The sequence below is a fragment of the Prevotella heparinolytica genome, from assembly GCF_004342845.1.
Classification (GTDB): domain Bacteria; phylum Bacteroidota; class Bacteroidia; order Bacteroidales; family Bacteroidaceae; genus Bacteroides; species Bacteroides heparinolyticus.
Map to the genome: position 1 here is coordinate 1 of NZ_SLXB01000037.1, position 21,298 is coordinate 21,298.

Below are 21,298 nucleotides of genomic sequence, written 5' to 3' on the forward strand. Positions count from 1 at the left end.
AGCACGGAGAAAAAAAAGGGAAGGTGCGGAGGGGAAAAGGACACATGCACAACATGCGCCCATTTTATTTTACAAAAAACGGAGGAAGAAAGACCGGCTGACGACTGAGGCGGACTCACTCCTTGAACGAAAGGGAATCAGTCGGAGACTGATTGTACCCCTGCCGGAAGTACTTCTGACAGGGGTAAAAGAGGGAATAAAAAAGAGAAAGGAAAAGAAATACAGAAGGTAAAAAAAATCACCAATAGAAACAAGGATACAGGAAAGAAGGCGGCGGGAAGAAACCGGCATCAAATTACAAGAAAGGAATGGAAAAAGAACGGAGAAAAAGAATAAGTGAAGAGATGCAATAAAAAGAGTAGGCTCTAAAAAAAGAGGTGCAAAGAAAAGGGCTTGATTCACCATGCCACATAGGAACCAGCCCCTGAAACAGACTTTCTGCCCACGAAAACAGCTAAAGCTATTTTTCAGGAGCAATATTGCCACAATTGTTTACTGATGCTTTTCATCCCTTCAACGGAAGGATGCCCCAACTGCTTGTCGATATTCTTCAGACGGATATTCGTAACACCATAATGACGGCAGATTTCATCCATGGAAGAGGTGATAACATCGGATAACCCCGAATTGGTAATATTATAAATACAAGCATCGGGATAGAGTTCCTTCAAAGAAGCAAGCAGGTAGCAGAAAGCCGGACGAAAGCTATAAAGTTCACTTTTTGTCCAGCCGGCATACTTGTATTCGCCGATGGGCACAGCTGCCCAGCTATCGTTGGTGCCGCCAAAGACGAAGATAATATCAGGATGCCCAAGATTCAAAAGGCGGGTGATAAAAGCACGATCGGAAAAATCCTCTTTTCTATATCCCGTGAGGCAGACGGTGGAGCCGGAATAAGAGTTATTGCATTCCAGCCGGTAACCATGCTCGCGGATGAAATGATGCCACCACATTTGCTCTACCGCCTTCACATCATTCTGCTTGTTCTTGCCGCCATCGACACCGTTGTACCAACAGAGATTGGTGGCAGGAGTAACGTAACCTCCGTAAGTGGAATAAGAATCGCCCAGAACGGACACTTTTTTCTGTGCCGAAAGGCCCGAAGCAAAGGAGAGAAAAAGTGCGATAAACAGTACGAAAGATTTATGGCTCATACAAAGTTTCTTTTATGGTTTACGGAGCAAAGATAATATAAGAATAATAGAAGAACCTATTTTTCACTATCCGTTTTCATCTTCCCCTGTGTTTTTGCTGTGAAATGCCACACACAGTCGGGATATTTGGGGCAAGTAGAACGTCCTGTCAAGCCTCCACAGATTTCTTTTCGATTAGGAAAATATATTATCATTTCTCCTTAAGAAAGAGTTGAGCAAACTGACGAGAGTTATTCACTCCTATATAGAGGGTACATGAGTCGTATACTGATGTGGCATCAGTCGTATACTGAAGGTACATCAGTTCCTTACTGATCCCACCCACTCTCAGAAGTAGTTCTCGCAAGGGTATATTCCTCTTTTGAATTACCTTCAGAAAGAAACGAACATCGGTAAACGATTATAACACCCATAATCCTTTTACATTCAATTCTCTCTTTAAGAGACAAGCGGAAACAGCATCTATTATCCCAAGCACGTACAGGCAGCTATCAGTGCACAAACGCAAACCATAGAAAGATAAGTCGAAAGAGCAATCCTTTTTTAACAGAAAATCCTGAAGACGTGTTGCCACTTCTTCAGGATTTACCAGAATTTAAAGGGAAACAGTTCTTACTTCTTATTTTCTATATACTTAAATGAGTGAGTGCCGCGAATATCAGTAGACGAAGCACCTACATACACATTGAACACTCCCGGCTCAGCCACCCAGCGATGACCTACCTCGTCAAAGAACTTGAGGTCGTCTGCCGTGATTGTAAACTCCACCGACACCGTTTCGCCCGGATTAATTTCCACTTTGGCAAAGTGTTTCAACTCCTTGAGCGGGCGCAACACGCTGCACACAGGGTCGCCGATATAGACTTGCACCACTTCCTTGCCCACCAGCGTACCGGTGTTGGTGACAGGCACTGTCAGTTTGACGAAACCTTCCTCACTCATCTCCTTTGCCGACAAGCTCGATTTGCCATATTTGAAGGAAGTATAGCTCAATCCATGCCCGAAGCCGAAGAGAGCGGGAATCTTCTTCGTGTCGTGCCAACGATAGCCCACCAGAATATCCTCCTTATACTCTTGCTTAGGATTGACACCCACGGTGCGCTGATAATCCGTCAGGGATTGGCCATCCACTCCATCCACATCCACACCCGGATAGGCACTCACATCGAATGCGTGGGCGGAGCAATCGGTCAGCTTCACCGGGAAAGAGTAAGGCAGCTTGCCCGAAGGATTAACTTTGCCACTGATGACATCGGCTATCGACGCTCCCCCCATTGTTCCCAAATAGGAGATATGCAGCACGGCGGGGACTTTCTTCAGCCACGGCATGGCATAGGCATTACCGCTGATATTCGCCATCACCAGATTGGGATTGACGGCCAGAAGCGCCTCTATCAGTTCGTCCTGCGCAAAAGGAAGGTGGTACGACCGGCGGTCGGTAGACTCACAGTCCTGAAAAGCGTTCTTGTTCAACCCACCCACGTAGATGATTACATCGGCCCGGCGAGCCTTTTCCACCGCTTCGGCACGCAACGAATCCATCACGTGCTGCGGAATCACCTCTTCGTGGCCAAAGAAAGGGTAGCCACAGATGTAGCCTTGAGCGTAATCCACTTTGTCGCCATAAAGGGCACGTAGCGCATCGAGGGGAGAAATCAGGTCTTTGGGCTTCAATTCCGACGAACCACCGCCATCGGTAAGCCGACGGGTGGCATTGTCGCCCACCACAAGAATCCTCTCATACTTACCGGCTTCCAACGGCAAGATACCATTATTCTTCAAAAGCACAATGGACTCGTCGCCTATCACCTTAGCCACCTCATAGTGCTCGGTGGTACAAAGTGAGCCATACGGTTTATAATGGTTCAGCGAAGTCCGGAAAATCATGCGGAGGACGTTCCGTGCCTTTGCTTCTACTGTTGACATCGGCAGTTCGCCTTTCTTCAGCATCGCCAGATAGGGGTCGGCCAAATAATAACAGTTATAGCCCAGACTGTTGTCTGAGGACAAACCATTGGTATACGAACCCATTTCGATGTCAAGCCCATTGAAGGCAGCCTCTTTGGTATCGTGAGCACCACCCCAGTCGGTGATGACACAACCGTCAAAACCCCATTCGCCACGCAGGATGTCATTGAGCAGGCGGGCGTTGTGGCAACAGTGCTCACCACGATATTTGTTATAAGCACCCATGATGCTCCATGCGCCTCCCTCTACGACAGTTTTTTTGAAAGCAGGCAAATAGATTTCGTAGAGGGCACGGTCGCTCACCTCCACATCGATCGTACCTCGCCAGCGTTCCTGATTGTTCAGTGCGAAATGCTTCACACATGCCGCCACGCCGTTCTTCTGCAACTCCTTTATATAAGGTACTACCAGCGTTCCCGCCAAGTAAGGGTCTTCGCCCATGTACTCGAAGTTGCGTCCGTTGAGCGGCGTGCGATAGATATTCACTCCGGGGCCCAGCAGCACATCCTTCTTGCGATAGCGTGCCTCCTCACCGATGGCTTTGCCATAAAGCGCCGCCATGTCAGGATTCCAAGTAGCGGCAAGAGCCGTAAGGGCGGGAAAGGCCGTAATGGAGTCGTTGGTCCATCCGGCATAGTTCCAACTGTCCCACTCAAACTCATGGCGCACCCCGTGAGGTCCGTCGCTCATCCACACTTCGGGAATGCCCAGCCGAGGCACACCAGCCGATGAGAACTTGCTTTGCGCATGGCAAAGTGCCACTTTCTCCTCCAGCGTCATTCGGCTCAGCGCATCTTCGACGCGCTCTTCGATGGGTGCGTCGGGATCCTGATACAAAAGAACTTGTGCGCTAAGGCTCGTCGTCATCAAAGGAAGGAAGAGCACAAAGCGTAATATACGATTCTTCATCTTCATTGCAAACTCTTCTTTTATTGAATTGTTACCAAATCAACATAATAACCATGCCCCACGCAGAGGAATCCATCCTGCTCATTCATCCTATCTATGATTTCCTGCGTGATGGTGAGTGCATAAACACCCCCTGCTCCGAACTCAATCTTATCCATCAGCCCCGTCCACCAACCTGTGGCAAGCTGCAACTGATGATATTCGGCCGAAGGTTCCACCGAGTAATAAACGCGCAGGATGCTACCCGGTTTAATAGCTACCATTACATCTTTCGGTATGAGATTGAACGTCTTGTTCGGATCACCATCGGGTTTATCCCAAGATACATAGTGATGTCCTGCCCACAAAGCCTTTTCGGCCGAAATAGTAACAGTCAGTTCCGTTGCCACCTCACCGTTGGTATAAAACTGCACGCTCTCACCGCTCCGGGTATTACCGGTCACCTTGTACGTCCCTTCTGCCAGTTCCGGGCATACCAGTTTCAATGTACCAGCAGTCTGCTCCACGAACTTCGTCACTTCTACGTCCTTCACAGTGATGGAAGCAACAGCATCCAGATTAATACCGGTCATTACCCATTCTGCCGCAGCAGTGGCACGGTCGGCACCTGCCGTAATCATGGCACCCTTCGTCAGCTTCACCGTGTTGGCACCATACTCCATACCCGCCGCATCGACAAGACGAACACGATAATCGCCTTCGGACAACTCTGCCGGCACAGTATATTCCACATAAGCACCTTCTTCGGTTTCCACATAGGTTACGTCTGTGGCAGGCGTGCCTCCAATCAGGATGCCTTTCACTTTGTTGAGGTTGTTTCCATAAAAACAGGCTTTATTACCTGGAGATACAATCCTCTCAAATCCTACCGAGATGGCATCCGGATCATCTGCCAACGGATTCACCTGAATGATTCCTTCACGATAAGTAGATTTGCCGGTATCGGTGGTAGCCGTAATCTTGAGGTGATAAGTCCCGGTCAGGAATTCCTTCTCGATTTCTGTGCCGGTGGCCACCTCTTCACCGTCAATTAGCCACTTCACTGTGGTATAATCGGCAGGTGTAACGGTGAGTTTCATCGAGAACTTACCGTCCCGTCTGAAGTTGGCGACCGTAGGCAGGTTTCCATTAATCCGGTCGGGAAAGATGGGGTCGAGAATGCGCGGGTCATCGTTGACCGTCGCGGTAGAGAATGGTTCTTCCGTGCTGCATCCCGTAAAAAGGGCGTTGAACGCCAACATGGTAAGCAGCATGATATATATCTTCTTCATATTGATACTTAATTTGATATTGAACAGGTTTATTGAGCATTGTTTTTATCCCACCACACCGGCGTGTTCCAGCTATTGTTGCCACCCATGCGGCTCAATGCCTCCTCGTAATTCTTCTTGTTGTACGAAGACTCAAGCACAGGATAGCACAAGCGAACAGGAATCTCCGCACCACCGGTCAGCACTTGACTGAAACCATAGTCGGCAGGTGATTTGAGGCGCGGATAGTTGGAGCGGCGTAGATTGGCCCAGCACTCCAACGGATTGGTAAAGTGCAGAATCCATGCCTGCTTGTTGATGGAAGCTTTCTTCTGTTCGACCGTATAGCCGATGCCATTCTTATTCATATAGGCATCGAATGCGGCATCGGTCACCACAGCGCAATCGTAATTGTCCGTAAGGAAGCTCATGGCAGCACGTACACCTTTCTTATAGTGTGACTCTACCGAACCCGTAACGTTCCAACCTTTCAAAGCAGCTTCGGCCAACAAGAAGTCCACCTCAGCCGATGTCATGACCACACCCGGATTATCACCTTTCAGAAAGTTACTGGCCAATTTAGGTTCAGTCTCGGTATCCATCGTTGTCTTTTCAATGGCCGAATTGGTTTTCTGAAGTTCTTTTATGAGGTCGCTCTCATAGCCCGAAGGCCAGGGATCATAGAAGAAGGCACCGGGGTCGCGCGGATGCGCCATGCTTTTGGCCAGCACCTCTTCGGAGATGTCGATACGTCCCTCCGTACCGGTGGTGCTCATCGTCTTGTCGAAGTAGAAACGGATCATCGCTGAAGAGCGAGGATCTCCCGTATTGTACAGTTCGTTGTAGAACGTAGAACAGATAAAGCTGGGGTTGTTCAAGGGATCGTTGCCATACAGGCGTTGCGACAATGCGTTGCGGCGGTAATCCGAATAGCTATCGCCTCCAAAGCTGAAAGCGATATCCATGTAAGCAATCAGCGCATCATCGGCAGCCGATGTCATCACACCGCCATCTGCCGCCAAAGCCTTTTCAAATTCAGTTTGCGCTTTCTGTGGGTCGGCATCGGATATACGCATGGCGTAGCGCAGGCGGAGGGAGTTGGCAAGCTTCTTCCATTTGCTTACGTCACCTTTATATATAACGTCGCCGGTGATACGGTCTTTGCTTGCATCGAGAGCCACTACGGCTGCATCGAGTTCCACGAAGAAGTCGCTGTAGATTTCCTCCTGCGTGTCATACTTAGGCGTGAACTTGCCATCGGTAAAGCCCTTGCCTGCCTCGAAATAAGGTACATCGCCATAAAGGTCGGTCAGCAACGACATCAGATACACGCGATAAATGCGCACCACCGCATTGATATTCACCTTCGTGGCGTCGCCCTCTGTGCGCACTTGCGCGTCGGTGATGTTCTTGACACCGGTCAGGTAATACCGTTGCCAGATATGCCCCATCTCGTTGAGGTCGAGGGTATGGCGTCCGCCGTAGTTGGTGGTATTCCAGCAGCCCATCAATTGCTGGGTAAAGGCGTAGACATAACTGCGAAGCGTCTCTACCATTTCCAAATCACCGTAGGTCTGCAACTGTACGGTGGTGAGCTGCGCATTGGGGTCGATGACGGCAGCTTTAGAGGGGTCGGTATTCATGTCTTCCATGTAACTGTCGCTACACGAGGCAAAAACCAGAGCGCATGCCACCAACACCTGTGTTATATATGATTTATAGTGTTTCATTGTTATCTTCTTTAATTGTATTAAACGGTAAAAAGGTCTCTTCTCAGAACTTTACATTGACGTTGAAGCCGTAACTCTTGCGCGAAGGCAGTGAGCCGTACTCCATACCCATACCGGTGGTATTGTTGTAGTTGGAGTCCGGGTCAATGTTGGGAATGTTCTTCCAAACGATGAACGGGTTACGGGCAACGAACGAAACCGTCAGTCCGCTAACCAGATGTTTCAGCCAAGCGTTGGGCAACGTATAGCTCAAGGTTATCTCGCGGCACTTCACGTACGAGTTGTCATAGATGAACATCGAAGGGGCATTACGGGCAACGCTCATCCAATACCTTTCGGGACTGATGACGATGTCATTCTCACGATAAGTTCCATCGCCGTTGGCTATCACACCCGGGGCAACGAATCCACCGGTAGGCTTCCATTCCGGAGAGTCCTTGGCATAACCTGCAGCCTGACGTGCCTCTTCCGATCTATACCACTCTTCGCGGCCTGCCAAAGTAGCCATGCTCTTGCCCGTCTCGTGAGCGGCACGTGCCGACATGGAATACAAGTCGGCACCCACTTTCACGTCGAATACGGCAGAAAACGATAAGTTCTTATACGAGAAGCCGGTATGGAGACCGCCCGTCCAGTCCCAAGAAGCATTACCCAATACATGGTTGCTCTTGTCGTACATGGGCAGGCCGGTGGCCGGGTCGATGAGAATATCCCCATTCTCATTCCGTTGGAAGTCGGGTCCCACGATAGAGCCGAAGTTCTCGCCTACTTTGGCAGCCACCTGCACATCGAGCCATGTGGCTTTCTCCAGTTCAAACATATCCATGTCGTCTACCAGCTTCTTCACCTTGTTACTGTTCTTCGAGAAGTTGAAGTTCAAATCCCAAGAGAAGTCTTTAGTCTGAACGGGGCGAGTGTTCAAAGCCACCTCTATGCCCTTGTTCTCAATCTCTCCAGCATTGATCAGGCGATAGCTGTATCCCGTAGTTGAAGAGTTGGCCATGCCCATGATCTGATTCTTGCTGAGCTGGTTGTAGTAAGTAAAGTCCAAACCAATACGGTTCTTCAGGAACTTCAATTCCAGACCCAGTTCCACTGAGTTGGTCTTCGTGGGTTTCAAGTCCTTGTTGGGAATAGTGCCGTTGTTGATGTAGCCGATGGTGTAGCTCGGATAGGCGAACTTCGATTTAGTGTATACCAATCCCAGCTGATAGGGGTCGGTATCATTACCTACCTGTGCCCACGACATGCGCACCTTACCATAAGGCAGTTTATCGTCCAGTTTCAGCAGTTCGGAAAATACGAAGCTACCGGAGAAAGAGGGATATACATAAACGTTGTTGCCCACAGGCAGCGTAGAAGACTGGTCGCCGCGCAGGGTGGCATCTAAATAAAGCATGTGCTTCCATCCTAAGTTGATTGCCCCATACACGGAGTTTATCTGCTTGCGATAGCTGTAAGGCTCCACGCTCACTTCGTTGAAGCTCATTAGAGCCACCACGTCACGTATCTTCATATCCTGAGCCGTAGTCACGGTGGTCTGGTTGTTCACCTTATATACGTTGCCACCCAATGTAGCGCTGAAGTCGAAATCACCCCAAGAGTTGTTGTACAGAGCCAGCAACTCGAAATTGTACATGCGGTTGCGGAAGCTGTTGTTCTGCAAATATCCTGCCTCATATCCCGGAGTGGTGGGCGCTTTGAAGTCCTCGAACATGAACCAGTTGAGCTCAGCACCTACCGTTCCTTGTATCTTGATGTGCCGGTCAATGTTCCAAACGGCCTTTCCGTTAAAGCGGAACTGGTCTTTCTTTGAAACATTCGAGTTCTTATATACATCCCAATAAGGGTTTACGTTGTAGGGGTCCATTCCGTTCCAGTTGGCATACTCGCCGTTGGCATCCTGATAGGTTCTGAGCCATTGCTGGTCATAGGTGGTGGCCAAGGTCATCAAGTTCTTGCCAATATTCGACTTGCTGTCACCCAGTGCCGGACGGTTCTTCACATCCTCGCGGGTATAGTTACCGCTGAAGTCCAGTTCGAACTTCCCGGCAGTGGTATTGGCACGCAGGTTGAAGATATCGCGGCTCATGTGCGTCTTAGGCACAATATCCTTGTTGCGCATGTCCGTATATGTGAAGCGGATGCCCGTCTTTCCGTTGCTCACGCCGATAATGGCACTGTTCGTGGCAGTGAATCCGGTACGGAAGAAGCCCGAAGTGTTGTCGGGCACGATGAGGTATGGACGTTCCTGCCCGTCATAATAGGTCAGTCCGTTACTTCCGTCCGCTTTCGCTCCCCAGCTCATGTTGGTATTCGACACGGCGTTGATGGGATATGTGCCGTTGCTTCCCATGCCATACACTTGCTGAATGTCGTTCCATTTGGCTAACTGCGTGTCAAAGGTCAGCGTACCGTTGTATTCCACGCTCACCTTGTCTTTATTGGCCCGTTTGGTGGTGATAAGAATCACGCCGTGACTGGCGCGGCTGCCATAAAGAGCCGATGCGGCCGGGCCTTTCAGCACCGACATGTTTTCTATGTCGTCGGGGTTGATGCTGGAGATGCCGTCGCCCAAGTCGAAACCGCCATACGTGCCGGCGCTGCCGAAGTTCGTATTATCCAAAGGCACACCGTCTATCACGTACAAAGGCTGGTTGTTGCCGGTCATCTCGGTGCTACCGCGCAGGATGACGCGCGAAGAGCCCGAAGCTCCACCTGCCGTCTGGCTCACCACCAATCCCGGCACACGTCCAGCCATGGAATTTATCACATTCGTTTCTTTCGCTTTGGTCAGTGCCTCGCCTTGCACCTCGGCCACGCCATAACCCAACGCCTTGCGTTCGCGCTTGATGCCTAAAGCGGTGACCACCACCTCGCTCAGCATCTTGCTGTCTTCTTCGAGCTGAATATCCAGCGGAGCACTGCCCGCTTTTACTTCTTGCTGCTTATAGCCCACAAAACTGATGACCAACGTGGCTCCGGGGCGGACGTTCAAACTGAATTTACCGTCCATATCGGTCACAACACCGTTTCCGGTTCCTTTCTCCACGACAGACGCACCTATCACCGGGCCAAACTCGTCCTTCACAGTACCTGTCACCTTGCTTGTTTGCTGTTCCACAGCCAAACATTCAAGTGAATCTGCTTGCGCTTGCGGCAGGCCTCCCCACAAACAGAGAAGAAGCGCACCGCCAAACAGCGTGTTCTTGCAATTCTTTACTTTCATAATTCAATAATAATATTAGTAATCAGACTTTCGGTCGTCATGCAAAGGTCATCAATCTATCCATTCACAGGGTTTGATTCCCTACATATTGGGTTTGAATCTCTACATTTCCGTCTTAATAGCAGGTCTCTTTTTTCTGTTTACGGTTCACATTTTATTTTTACATGCACATTATCAACCCTATAAATCCATACTGCACATGTTCAAGATTCTATCTTATACCTGAATTCGGGATAGACGGTTGCTTTTGCTGAAGATGAGGGGCTGCATCCTGTCGGGCGGATATTTCCTGAATACACCGGTTTATAGCGGTCAGGCAGAAGAGAAGAGAGCCTTTCAGACCGGCCGCCCTCGCCCTGTTTGACAGTTGCAATCCTTTGTCTTGACAGACGCAAGTGTCCAAGCCGACAGACACAAGTCTCTGACGTGACAGACACAAGTGTTTGAGTCGTCAGATACAAGCGCCTGACAGGGCAGGAATAAACGTCTGATAACCAATGGGCTTTAGCTTTAAGACACAAGCCTCTGTGTGAGGTTATCGCCCTGCTTCTTATCCCAAACTCAGGCATCTTATATCAGAAGGCTGGACAGACCTCAAAGGTAAGTACCATTGGTAAAAGAGACAAGGAAAAGAAAATAAGAAGCGGAACTGCCCCCGGCCACCCTACGCTGTACAGACGGCAAGGTGTACCGGGTGATGACGGACATACCGCAGGACATCATCCAAAAGCTTTGCGAAAACTACCGTTTGGTGGAAGAAGCGGCAAAAAACATAGCGGAGACGCGTTAATTGGCGCAAATACTTTGAACATTAGCCGGGTTGATGTATTTTTGCAAACTAATAACATTTGACGTAAGAGATGTATATCCGCACCTTGCAAATCATAGCTATACTAACCCTACTCCTATTCGTGCCCGGGAAAAACTCCGTGAAAGCGGCAACCTATCCTCAACGGTTCTCCAGCCGGCAGTTCGGTATGGAGCAAGGATTGAACAGCCAACGCGTATTCTCCATCAGCACCGACCAATCGGGAGCGGTATGGATGGCAACGCTCGACGGCATTAACCGCTACAACGGCCGCTCAATGAAAAGCTATGTGCTGGACGGCAACAGAAAAATGTCTGATGCTTCGGGAGCAACCACCATGCTTGCTAAAGGTCCGGACAACTCTCTTTATGTATATAATAATGTGGGGAAAATCTATAAGTACAGCCCTCTTACCGACCGCTTTGAGCTGCACATTGATTTGGCGGAGCATATCCATACGGGACTGACCCTCAATAATCTTTTTATCGATTCGCAAGAATCATTATGGATAGGGCTCACCACGGGACTGTACGGTTGCCGCCCCAACGAAGAGCCTGAACCGATTGCCAACGATTGCCACGTGACCCACATCACAGAGACACCCCAAGGCATTGCCGTGGGCACTGTGACCGGCCTGCGCATCTACTCCAAAGAGCGGAAACTGATACGTCGCCTCTGCCCGGGTACTCACATACAGAGCCTTTTATGTCCTACAGCCGGCAACCAGTTATTGGCGGGAACTGTCAATGGTGAAGTAAAACGCATCAAGCTCGGTTCTTGGCAAGAACATGCCGCCGGTATCCGTCCCTTGCCCCACACACCCATCCGTTCCATGATAGAAACTACACCATCGACCGTACTTTTGGGATTCGACGGAGACGGGGTGTACACTTTCGACAGCCAGAGCGGCAATACAAGTCCCCTCTTTACACGTTCCAACAGCATGCTCACCGCCATGGGGGTATATTCCCTATGCCGCGACCATGAGGGTAACATCTGGGTGGCAACTTATACGGGCGGCGCATTCTTGATGATGCTCGAAGAGAATACCACTACCCAGCTTCGCCATCGCGAAGGAGTGGAGCCATCGCTGGCCAATGACAACGTGAATGCTTTCTGCGAGCCAAGTAAGGACGAGTTATGGATTGCCACGGACAACGGCATCAGTATCTATCACCCGACCACCAATCAGTACCGACAAATCCTGACGGGAAATGTAGTAGTAAGCATCTCGGCCACCCCGGAAGGAGTGATTGCCGCAGGCACTTACGGCAACGGGATGTTTCTGCTTGACCAACGGGGACAGGTGGTGCAGCACTACTTGAGCAGCAACAGCGGCCTGCCTTCCAACTACCTATCTGTGGTATTGTTCGACACCGACCGCGACTTGTGGGTAGGCAACATGGATAGCCAACTTGTGCTGCTGAAGCACTCTGACCGGAGTTGGGAACCGTATGACGTGACCAAAGTGCGCTGCATAGCGCAGAAAGACATCCATACCGTGGCCATAGGAACCGTGGACGGATTGGTGCTGATAGACAAGCGAACCGGAGAAAAGACCCATCTATTAAAAGGTACAGACAATAAAGGAGAGGACTTCAATGCCTTTATCCAGGCAATAGCGTTTACGAACGACGATCAAGTGTGGCTTGGCAGCGATGGTGGAGGTCTTTACCTGTACAACCTGCGTACTGCCGAAAGGCGTACATTCTGTACTGATCAACGACTACCCTCCAACCGTGTATGCGCCTTACTCATTGACAGAGAGAAGATGCTGTGGATAACAACCGACCACGGGTTGGCATGCCTACCTGCACAACCGTCCATGCAGATATACAACCAGAACTTCGAGCATGCCATGTCGCGCTTCTACAACCGTTCGGCAGCCATCCTCCTTACCGACGGACGTGTGGCATTGGGCAGCACCACAGGCGTACTAATATTCAAACCCCACATTTCGCTCACGTCCTATCGGACTCCTTCATTGCAATTGACCGACTTCAGAATAGACAATATCGACACCGGCGAATCGGCAAATATGCGTCCCGAACTGATGAGGATGTTGTCAGACAGTTGCATTGTTCTGTCGTACCGACACAACTCGTTCACCGTGGGTTTTGAGTCAGTGAGCTTCCGCTATCAAAGAGACATTGTATATGAATATATGCTTCAGGGCTTCGACCGTGGCTGGAATAAACTGACAGACAACGAGCAACTACGCTATACCAACGTGTCGCCGGGCACGTATCGTCTCGGCATACAGACACGCAGCCTCAATAGCGGACTCGTGCAAAGCAAGCGATGGGTAAAAATCGTGGTTTGCCAACCGTGGTGGAACACATGGCAGGCTTGGCTGCTATACCTCGCGGTGTTGTGCGGCATCATAGTCGTCGTGGTGAGAAACAAGCAGCAACAACTGACCCGTCGCTACATGAATGAGAAAATAGCCTTCTTCGTAGGCGTGGCACACGACATACGCACCCCTCTGACGTTAGTGAAAGCACCGCTCGACGAACTCAGCCACGACCACACTCTTCATGAAGGAGCGATGCAGGCTGTAAAGTTAGCCCATTTCAATCTCAACAAACTGCTGGAAATGCTGTCGCAACTGCTGGACTTTGAGCAGATGGACCATTCAGGCACAGCTCCCCGGATGGGACCCGTGCCGTTGGCTCACACCATAGGCGAACTTGTCATCCTCTTTCAGCCTCTCTGCCAGCAGCAACAGCTGACTTTGCGGACGGACAGCATCGCCCCCGAATTATACGTATGGGCAGACGGCAAACTACTGAACCGGATACTTAGCAACCTGCTGTCTAATGCTCTGAAATATACCCCTGCGGGGGGTAGCATTGGTATCTACGTGGAGGCCGAAGGCAATAAGCTGAAAATAACCGTGAGTGACACAGGCATAGGCATCTCTGCCCAAGAGCAGAAGAAGCTGTTTACCCGCTTTTTCCGTGCCGGCAATGCCGTCAGTTCGGGTGCTTCGGGCATCGGCCTGGGACTGCTGCAAGCCAAAAGGCTGGCCGGGCTAATGAAGGGCGACATCAAATTCACGTCCACCGTAGGTCGGGGCTCGGACTTTACGCTCGTTCTCGACAAAGCCAACGGCATAAACGCTACACCGCCTGTTGCAGCATTGATGACGGAGATTGCCCCCACCGTAGAGAATGCCGAACCGGACGACTCGGACAAAGATTCCCTGCTCATCGTAGAAGACAACAATGAGCTCCGTCTCTACATGCGACAGATTTTCGAGCCGCTTTATCGGGTGATAGACAAAGCCAACGCAGCAGAAGCCCTTAAATATATGGAGACGCAATACCCCGGCTTAATCTTGTCGGACGTGATGATGCCGGGTATGCAAGGCGACGAAATGTGCCACCGGATAAAAAGTAATCCAAGCACTTCGGGCATACCGGTGATATTGCTCACCGCCAAAACGCACCGCACAGCCATCATAGAGGGATTCCAAAAAGGGGCGGACGACTACATAGCCAAACCGTTTGACATTGACGTGCTGAAAGCGAAGGTGAAAGCGCAGATAGACAATCGCAAACGCTTGCGCCGATTCTATACACAGATTGCTCTGCAACATACTGCCGCAACGGAAAACCAAGCGACAATCGATGACGAAACATTGACATCACCCACTCTGCCCAATGACGCCGACCGTGCTTTTGTGGAGAAGGCAACCCAGATTGTAAACGAGCACATGGATGACCTCGATTTCAACATAGATCGCCTCTGCCGGGAGATGGCCATGAGCCGCACCCTCTTTCACGAACGACTGAAAGCCCTCACGGGACATACGCCACAAGACTTTATCCGCATGATTCGCCTTGAACAGGCTGCCGTCTTGCTGCTGCAAGGTGTCTCCGTGGGCGACGCTTCCATACGCACGGGGTTCGTCAATGCCAAATATTTCAGTACGTTATTCAAAAAATATTTCGGTATTCAGCCGGGACGATACGTAAAAAAGCGGTAGTGGTGGTTATCTCTTAGTAATGAGTGGTTGGTAAATGGAGAAATACACTCATTTGCTCGCTACTAACCACTATTCTTTATTTGTAAGGTTTCAAACCCCGATATGTAAGTATTCAAACTTTTCATGCGCTTGTTTTCATTATATTTGCCGGCATAAATCTATATACCAAAGTATGAGTACCAGAATAATCTCTCTGAAAAAGGTAATGGCAATGCTATTGGCAATGTCTACCTTATCCTGCTCTTCTTCGAACACTGCCGTAGAAGAAGTGCCCTATCTGACCGTGAAAAGTGTATCTTCGCAAAGCCTGACGGCTGCCGGAGGCGAAATCATCATCAGCATCTCGTCGTGGCCTAAAGCCACGGCTCAAGCCAATGCTGATTGGATTACACTGAAATCGTCCACACCGCTCGACAAACTGACTTCGTTCGTGTTTACCGCACAAGCCAACGAAGGGGATGCCCGTGAAGCCATCATCACCATCACGGCCGGTGAAAAAAGTACGCCCGTCACCATCAGTCAGGAGAAGAAAAACATACAGGTGGTAAACCCGATGATAGACGAGAACCTGCCTGCCGTGAAAGCGGTCAAAGAGTTGGGATTAGGCTGGAATCTGGGCAATCAGCTTGACGCCTACGCCAACGGGGTGGCCAACGAGACGTCGTGGGGCAACGGCAAAGCCACACAAGAGACATTGAACAGGATAAAAGAGGCCGGATTCACATCGGTGCGCATTCCCATCACCTGGTTGGGGAAAGTGGGCGCAGCCCCCACATACACCATCTCCGCCGATTGGCTGGCCCGTGCCGCAGAGGTAGTGGGCTATGCCGAGAAAGCCGGTCTGAAAGCCATCATCAACATACATCACGACGGACATAGAACGGCAAATGCGGACGGGACGACCACCGGCGGCTGGCTCAACATCGTGGAGGCTGCAAAAAACGCAAGTGTGAATACTTCCATCAAGGCACGACTCAAAGCCATGTGGACACAAATAGCGGAATACTTCAAGGACAAAGGAGAGTTCCTCGTTTTCGAGGGGCTAAATGAAATTCACGACGGCAAATGGGGATGGGGCGCCAACCGTACCGACGGCGGCAAGCAATATGCCATACTCAATCAATGGCAGCAGGTGTTTGTAGATGCCGTGCGCGCCACCGGCGGAAACAACGCTACCCGCTATCTGGGCATAAGCGGCTATTGCACCAATCCGGAACTGACCATGCAGCACCTGAAACTTCCTACCGACCCGGCAAAGGACAGGCTGCTGGTATCGGTACATTACTATGACCCTGCCTCATTTACCCTGGAAGACAAGTTCGCGGAATGGGGACACACCGGTGCCGCCGGCAAGAAGGAAACATGGGGAGATGAAGAGCACTTGGAAAAGACATTCGCCGCCTTAAGAACGACCTATGTAGAGAAAGGCATACCCGTGTATATAGGAGAAATGGGCTGTGTTCGTCGCAACGACAGCCGTTCCGAATCGTTCAGGAAATACTATCTGGAATATGTGTGCAAGGCTGCACGTACACACGGTATGGCCGTGATCTATTGGGACAACGGCAACCCGGGTGCCGGACGCGAATGTTCCGGTTTGGTGAATCATGCCACGGGAGCATACGTAAACAACGGCAAGGATGTGGTGGAGGTGATGCGCAAGGGATATTTCTCCAATAATGCCTCATATACGTTGAAGAGCGTATATGACAATGCTCCGCGATAGCTTTGGGCAGAGCAGTTTACTATATACAAAGCCCGGTGCCGCTTAAAACTGAAAATAGATGAACGGCTGAATCTCCGCACTCTTCATCTGGATGACAAGGTAAACAACCAGTACCATCAGCACCGCCTTCCCCAACAAGGGGAGGCGGATGACGGATTTCGTGCATACGCGCTCCCAACTATCGGGTACGAAATGCAGAAAATAGCCCAACGCCATCAATGCAAACACTTCCCAATAGCCTTCTACCAACTGTGGGAAGAGCTGCGGACGGAAAGTCGTGAATATCTGTCTCAGCATGTCTATCGACGTGGAGAACTCCGCATTGCGGAAGAAGACCCAGCAGAGACAAACGAAATGGAACGTGACGAGTATGCCGAAGAAACGGCGGATGCCGCCACTCCGTTCCCCTTTGCGGCGTCCGGTGAGCGTCATCCAAACTTTGTGGAGCGCCAAAGCCACGCCGTGCATCATTCCCCAAAGGACAAAGTTCCAAGAAGCACCATGCCACAATCCGCCCAAAAACATCGTGATGATGAGGTTGGCATACTGGCGTATTTTCCCCTTCCGGTTGCCACCCAAAGAGATGTAGAGATAGTCGCGCAGCCAACCGGACAGCGAGATGTGCCACCTGCGCCAGAACTCCGTAACGGAAGCGGACTTATAGGGTGAATCGAAGTTTATATTGAAATGGAAGCCCAGCAACAAGGCAATGCCGATGGCCATGTCGCTATAACCGGAGAAGTCGCAATAAATCTGCAAGGCATAGCCATAGACACCCATCAGATTCTCCACACCCGAATAGAGGGTGGGATTATCGAATATACGCTCTACAAAGTTAATGCTGATATAATCCGATATAACGGCTTTCTTGAATAGACCGCTCACGATGAGGAAAATTCCACGCCCGAACATCTCGCTTGAAACGAACAACGGACGACGGATTTGCGGGATGAAATCGCGTGCACGCACGATAGGGCCTGCCACCAATTGCGGGAAGAAAGACACATAGAAAGCATAATCCAACAGATTGGTGAGCGGCGTGATTTCCCTGCGATAAACATCAATGGTATAGCTCAACGATTGGAAAGTGAAGAAGGAAATGCCCACGGGCAGGAATATGTCCATTGCAGTGAAAGTGCCTCCGGTAATGGAAGCAAAGAACTCACCGAGGAAATTGGTATATTTGAAATAGCATAGCAAGCCCAGATTGATGGCAAGGCTCAATGTGACCCATGCCTTCCGCAGCCAAGGCTTCGCTTCACGGGCCATCAGACGAGCTATGAAGAAATCGCTCACCGTGACAAGGCCGAGCAGGAAGAAGTAAGTTCCGCTACTCTTATAATAGAAGTAGTAAGAGAATGCCGTGACAAACAGCAACCGGGCCGTGGTGCGACGCTGCAACAGCAGATATACCAGAACGAAAGCGGTGAACAGCCAAAGGAAGATACCGCTACTGAATATCATCGGTGCTTGCGGGTCGTAGCTCAGGAGAGCACGCAGCTTGGTCAGGTCTATATCAAGTCCGGAAAAGAATTCGTCAATATTCCACATAATCGTTATAGGCTTTTAAGAGAGCTTGATAAAATAATTTTCCTTGCAGCAGATAGCCTTCGGGCATATAGTGCACATGGTCGGGACGCATCAATCCGGCTTCCTGCCAATTGAGGCAGGCGCGACGGACGCCACCCAGAATGCCGTACATATCCCATACGGCCAGCCCGTTTTCATCGGCATAGCGTTGGATGGTGCGCACGGCAATGGCCGTACGCGGATTGACTTTATACATACGCCTCCTACGCCGGCCAAAGCCCTCGTAAGAACCGGGAGGAGTGGTCATCAGCATAGGCACTCCGGGCAGGCTGTCGCGGAGCATACGCACAAGGTCGTCCATCTGCCGGTAGTGGGGCAGCGAGGCATATCCCCGGCCATGGCTCTCGTTCGTTCCAAAAGAAAGAATGAGCAAGTCGGGACTCAGGGATGCAATCTCGGCAATACGGTCCGGCCGGGTAAATGTGACGCAAGTGGCGCCGTTGATGCCCATGTCTGCATAAGAGACCTGACCGAATGCTTGCTGCATCAGTTGGCCGACGGTTTGCGGAAAGATATGTCCGTGCACATGGCTGTCGCCCACATGCAGGATGCGCAGTGTATCAGTGGAAATGCCAAGACGTGCCAGGCGGAGTTTCTCCCAGAAAGGATGAAGGATGCCGAGGCTGTCGTTCAACCCGTTCTTCTTCAGTTGTCGGAACGCTTTCGGCATCACAACTTCAGGAACAGATACCGTATCGGGCAACCGCTTGTTGTCAAGATAAGCCGCACCGGCTGTCACTACACCGGGAAGCGGGCGGGGAGGAAGCACGTCTTGTGCACAAAGCCGATGCGCAGGCAGAAAACCCCAAAGCACCACCATGCAGCAAACTGCAAGCCAGGCGAAACTTCGATGCTTATCCTCACGGTTCCAGCTCATAGGCACGCCTCCTGTCGTATTGTTCCTTTCCGTAAATCAGTGCCTCGTATAGCAATCCGGCCAAATGCTTTCCGCCACGGAAGTTGATGTGTGTGTAATCATAATTGGCCATCGACGGTTTGGCATGTACCAGCCCTGCCATGCTGCCCTCGCCTCCCATCGCCTCGAACATATTCCAGAAAGCTACCGCCTCGTCTGCTGCCAGATTCTGCTGGTAACGAACCAGATTCTTAATGCCGGGCATGGTGCGCAAACCGCCGTCCTGCGTCCGATAATCGCGGTCGCCCACACTGACGATGAGAATGCCGGCCTGCGGAAAAGCCTCTTTCAGATGCTGCACCGTGGTTTGCATGCCTGCAATGTATTTGTCGTAATTCCGTCCGCGCTCGGTAGCCACATTCAGACCGAATTGCAAGATAATCAAATCGTAAGGACGATGCTCGTTGAACTCACGCATCATCTGCATGGGAATCGAGCGCAACGAAAGGCCCGAACTGCCACGCAGGGAAAAGTTATCGACCGCAATGCCCGTCTGCCCGTCCATTGCCAGGCCATAGAACAACGTGGAGTCTGCCCGGTCTACCGCCCAGCGCACAGCCCCGATGCGGCCTTCCACCGTCATGTCTTGCAGCCCGTCAGCAGGGTCGAAAGTGCGTGTCAGCGTTTCGCCCCGGTTGATGCAAGCCGAAATGGTAAGCGTATCTTTAGTATAAAAGAAGATGGAGGCACGCCGGCAGGTATCAAGCAACGAGGCATAGCGGTTCTGCCCTTTCAGTTCCACATAAGCCCCGGCACGAGGCACGAAGTAATGCCCCGAAACCCCTTGCTTGCGACGGTCGAAGAAAGCGGAATCCATAATGAAATGGCTCTGCCATCCGCCGAAAGAGTGGCGCACCGTGGGACGAAAGCCACTGGTCATGGAGGTAATAGTGACAAAGCCCACCCCGCAACCACCATAACGTTTTTGCAGCATCTCCCGCAAATCGGCCGTCAGGATATCGGCTTCGATAAAAGAATCGCCCAAATAGGCGATGCGTACCGGACGTGGTGTTTCCCTAAGTTCATCGAGTGCACGATAGAAGCCCGTCATGCCACGCAGCGTGGAGTCGCTATAATCTTCGATGCAGGTCATCCCGGTGCGACAGGTATCAACGAAGGCCGGCTTCACCACGGGCGGTGGCGGCAAGCTGTCCACTACCTCTATTTGAGGAGAAGAAGGACGCAAATCGCCAAGTATATCTACATGCCGCAACGTGTGACCGCCCACCGTAATCACCGGCAACAAACGCAACAACAACAATGCCCCTACCACAAGGAGCACCAACAATCCGCTATATTTCAAGGAGTTCTTTTCCATCGCGGGCACAAAGATAGAGAATAGAACGTGAAAACGAGCATTTTATCGTAAGGAAAAAAGAATGTGCCCCGTAATAAAGAAACGTAGTCACCCCCCCCCGAACCCGACACAGGTCTTAGGATATGTGGGGCATCGGTAGCGGTACAAGAAAAGTTTCTCACCCTCGGATAAAACCTGCCGCTTCCTTATATAGATTAGAAAGAGATTAGGAAGAAAACTCCATATAAACGTTTTATAATTACATATAAGGTCGTAATAATTAACCCGGGGTCGGGATAAGAAGCAGGTCGATAACCTCACCCAGAGGCTTGTGTTTCAAAATCAAGAATCTCTGATTATCAGATGTTTAATATTGATTTGTCAGACACTTGCATCTGACGGCTCAAACACTTGTGTCTGACACGTCAGAGACTTGTGTCTGTCGGCTTGAACACTTGCCTCTGTCACGACAAAGGCTTGCAGCTGTCAAAACAGGGGGAGGGCGCCCGGTCTGAAAGACTCGCTTCTCTTCTGCCTGACCGCCGTGAACCGGTGCATTCAGGAAATATCCGTCTGACAGGATGCAGCCCCTCATCTTTAGAAAAAGCAACCGCCTATCCCGAAAGGTTAATTACATATCATTGCTGTCCGCTAAAACATTTTCTAGTGTATAAGATTTAGGGCTGGTACTTCGTGAGTGAAGTATCAGCCCTTTTGGTTATCTTTGAGC

Annotated in this window: 10 protein-coding genes; 2 read left to right on the plus strand and 8 right to left on the minus strand. The window is 50.6% G+C overall.

Going from position 1 to position 21,298, the window contains the following annotated elements; genetic code table 11:
• Positions 1-467: 467 nt before the first annotated feature.
• From EV202_RS14045 to EV202_RS14065, 5 genes are all read right to left on the minus strand, one after another.
• Positions 468-1,154 carry an SGNH/GDSL hydrolase family protein gene (locus EV202_RS14045; RefSeq protein WP_131927503.1) on the minus strand — a complete coding sequence of 229 codons (687 nt, stop codon included), beginning with the start codon at positions 1,152-1,154 and terminating at the stop codon, positions 468-470.
• A gap of 612 nt (positions 1,155-1,766) precedes the next feature.
• Positions 1,767-4,031, minus strand: a complete 2,265-nt coding sequence (locus tag EV202_RS14050; protein ID WP_131927510.1) for a glycoside hydrolase family 3 C-terminal domain-containing protein — start codon at positions 4,029-4,031, stop codon at positions 1,767-1,769.
• Positions 4,032-4,051: 20 nt separating this feature from the next.
• A complete protein-coding gene (locus EV202_RS14055; protein WP_131927504.1) occupies positions 4,052-5,302 on the minus strand; it encodes a hypothetical protein in 1,251 nt (416 codons plus the stop codon).
• Positions 5,303-5,331: 29 nt separating this feature from the next.
• The gene (locus tag EV202_RS14060; RefSeq protein ID WP_131927505.1) at positions 5,332-7,011 is read right to left on the minus strand and encodes a SusD/RagB family nutrient-binding outer membrane lipoprotein; all 1,680 of its coding nucleotides are present in this window, start codon (positions 7,009-7,011) and stop codon (positions 5,332-5,334) included.
• A gap of 43 nt (positions 7,012-7,054) precedes the next feature.
• A complete protein-coding gene (locus EV202_RS14065) occupies positions 7,055-10,240 on the minus strand; it encodes a SusC/RagA family TonB-linked outer membrane protein (RefSeq protein ID WP_131927506.1) in 3,186 nt (1,061 codons plus the stop codon).
• A 929-nt stretch (positions 10,241-11,169) separates the two neighbouring features.
• On the opposite strand from EV202_RS14065, the gene EV202_RS14070 reads away from it, so the two are divergent.
• Together EV202_RS14070 and EV202_RS14075 are read left to right on the plus strand one after the other, a co-directional pair.
• Entirely contained in the window at positions 11,170-15,039 is a 3,870-nt protein-coding gene (locus EV202_RS14070) for a hybrid sensor histidine kinase/response regulator transcription factor (RefSeq protein WP_165899442.1), read from the plus strand.
• 172 nt (positions 15,040-15,211) lie between these two features.
• Positions 15,212-16,765, plus strand: a complete 1,554-nt coding sequence (locus EV202_RS14075) for a cellulase family glycosylhydrolase (protein ID WP_165899443.1) — start codon at positions 15,212-15,214, stop codon at positions 16,763-16,765.
• A 42-nt stretch (positions 16,766-16,807) separates the two neighbouring features.
• On the opposite strand, the gene EV202_RS14080 is transcribed toward EV202_RS14075, so the two are convergent.
• The 3 genes from EV202_RS14080 to EV202_RS14090 are packed head-to-tail and all read right to left on the minus strand — an operon-like array spanning position 16,808 to position 20,589.
• Positions 16,808-18,316: an MBOAT family O-acyltransferase gene (locus EV202_RS14080; RefSeq protein ID WP_106069174.1), complete on the minus strand. Its 1,509-nt coding sequence runs from the start codon at positions 18,314-18,316 to the stop codon at positions 16,808-16,810.
• Positions 18,303-19,232, minus strand: a complete 930-nt coding sequence (locus tag EV202_RS14085) for an SGNH/GDSL hydrolase family protein (RefSeq protein ID WP_106069175.1) — start codon at positions 19,230-19,232, stop codon at positions 18,303-18,305. The genes EV202_RS14080 and EV202_RS14085 overlap by 14 nt, the downstream gene beginning before the upstream one ends.
• On the minus strand, positions 19,216-20,589 hold the full coding sequence (locus EV202_RS14090; protein WP_131927509.1) for an SGNH/GDSL hydrolase family protein: 1,374 nt from the start codon (positions 20,587-20,589) through the stop codon (positions 19,216-19,218). The genes EV202_RS14085 and EV202_RS14090 overlap by 17 nt, the downstream gene beginning before the upstream one ends.
• Between the last annotated feature and the right edge of the window lie 709 nt (positions 20,590-21,298).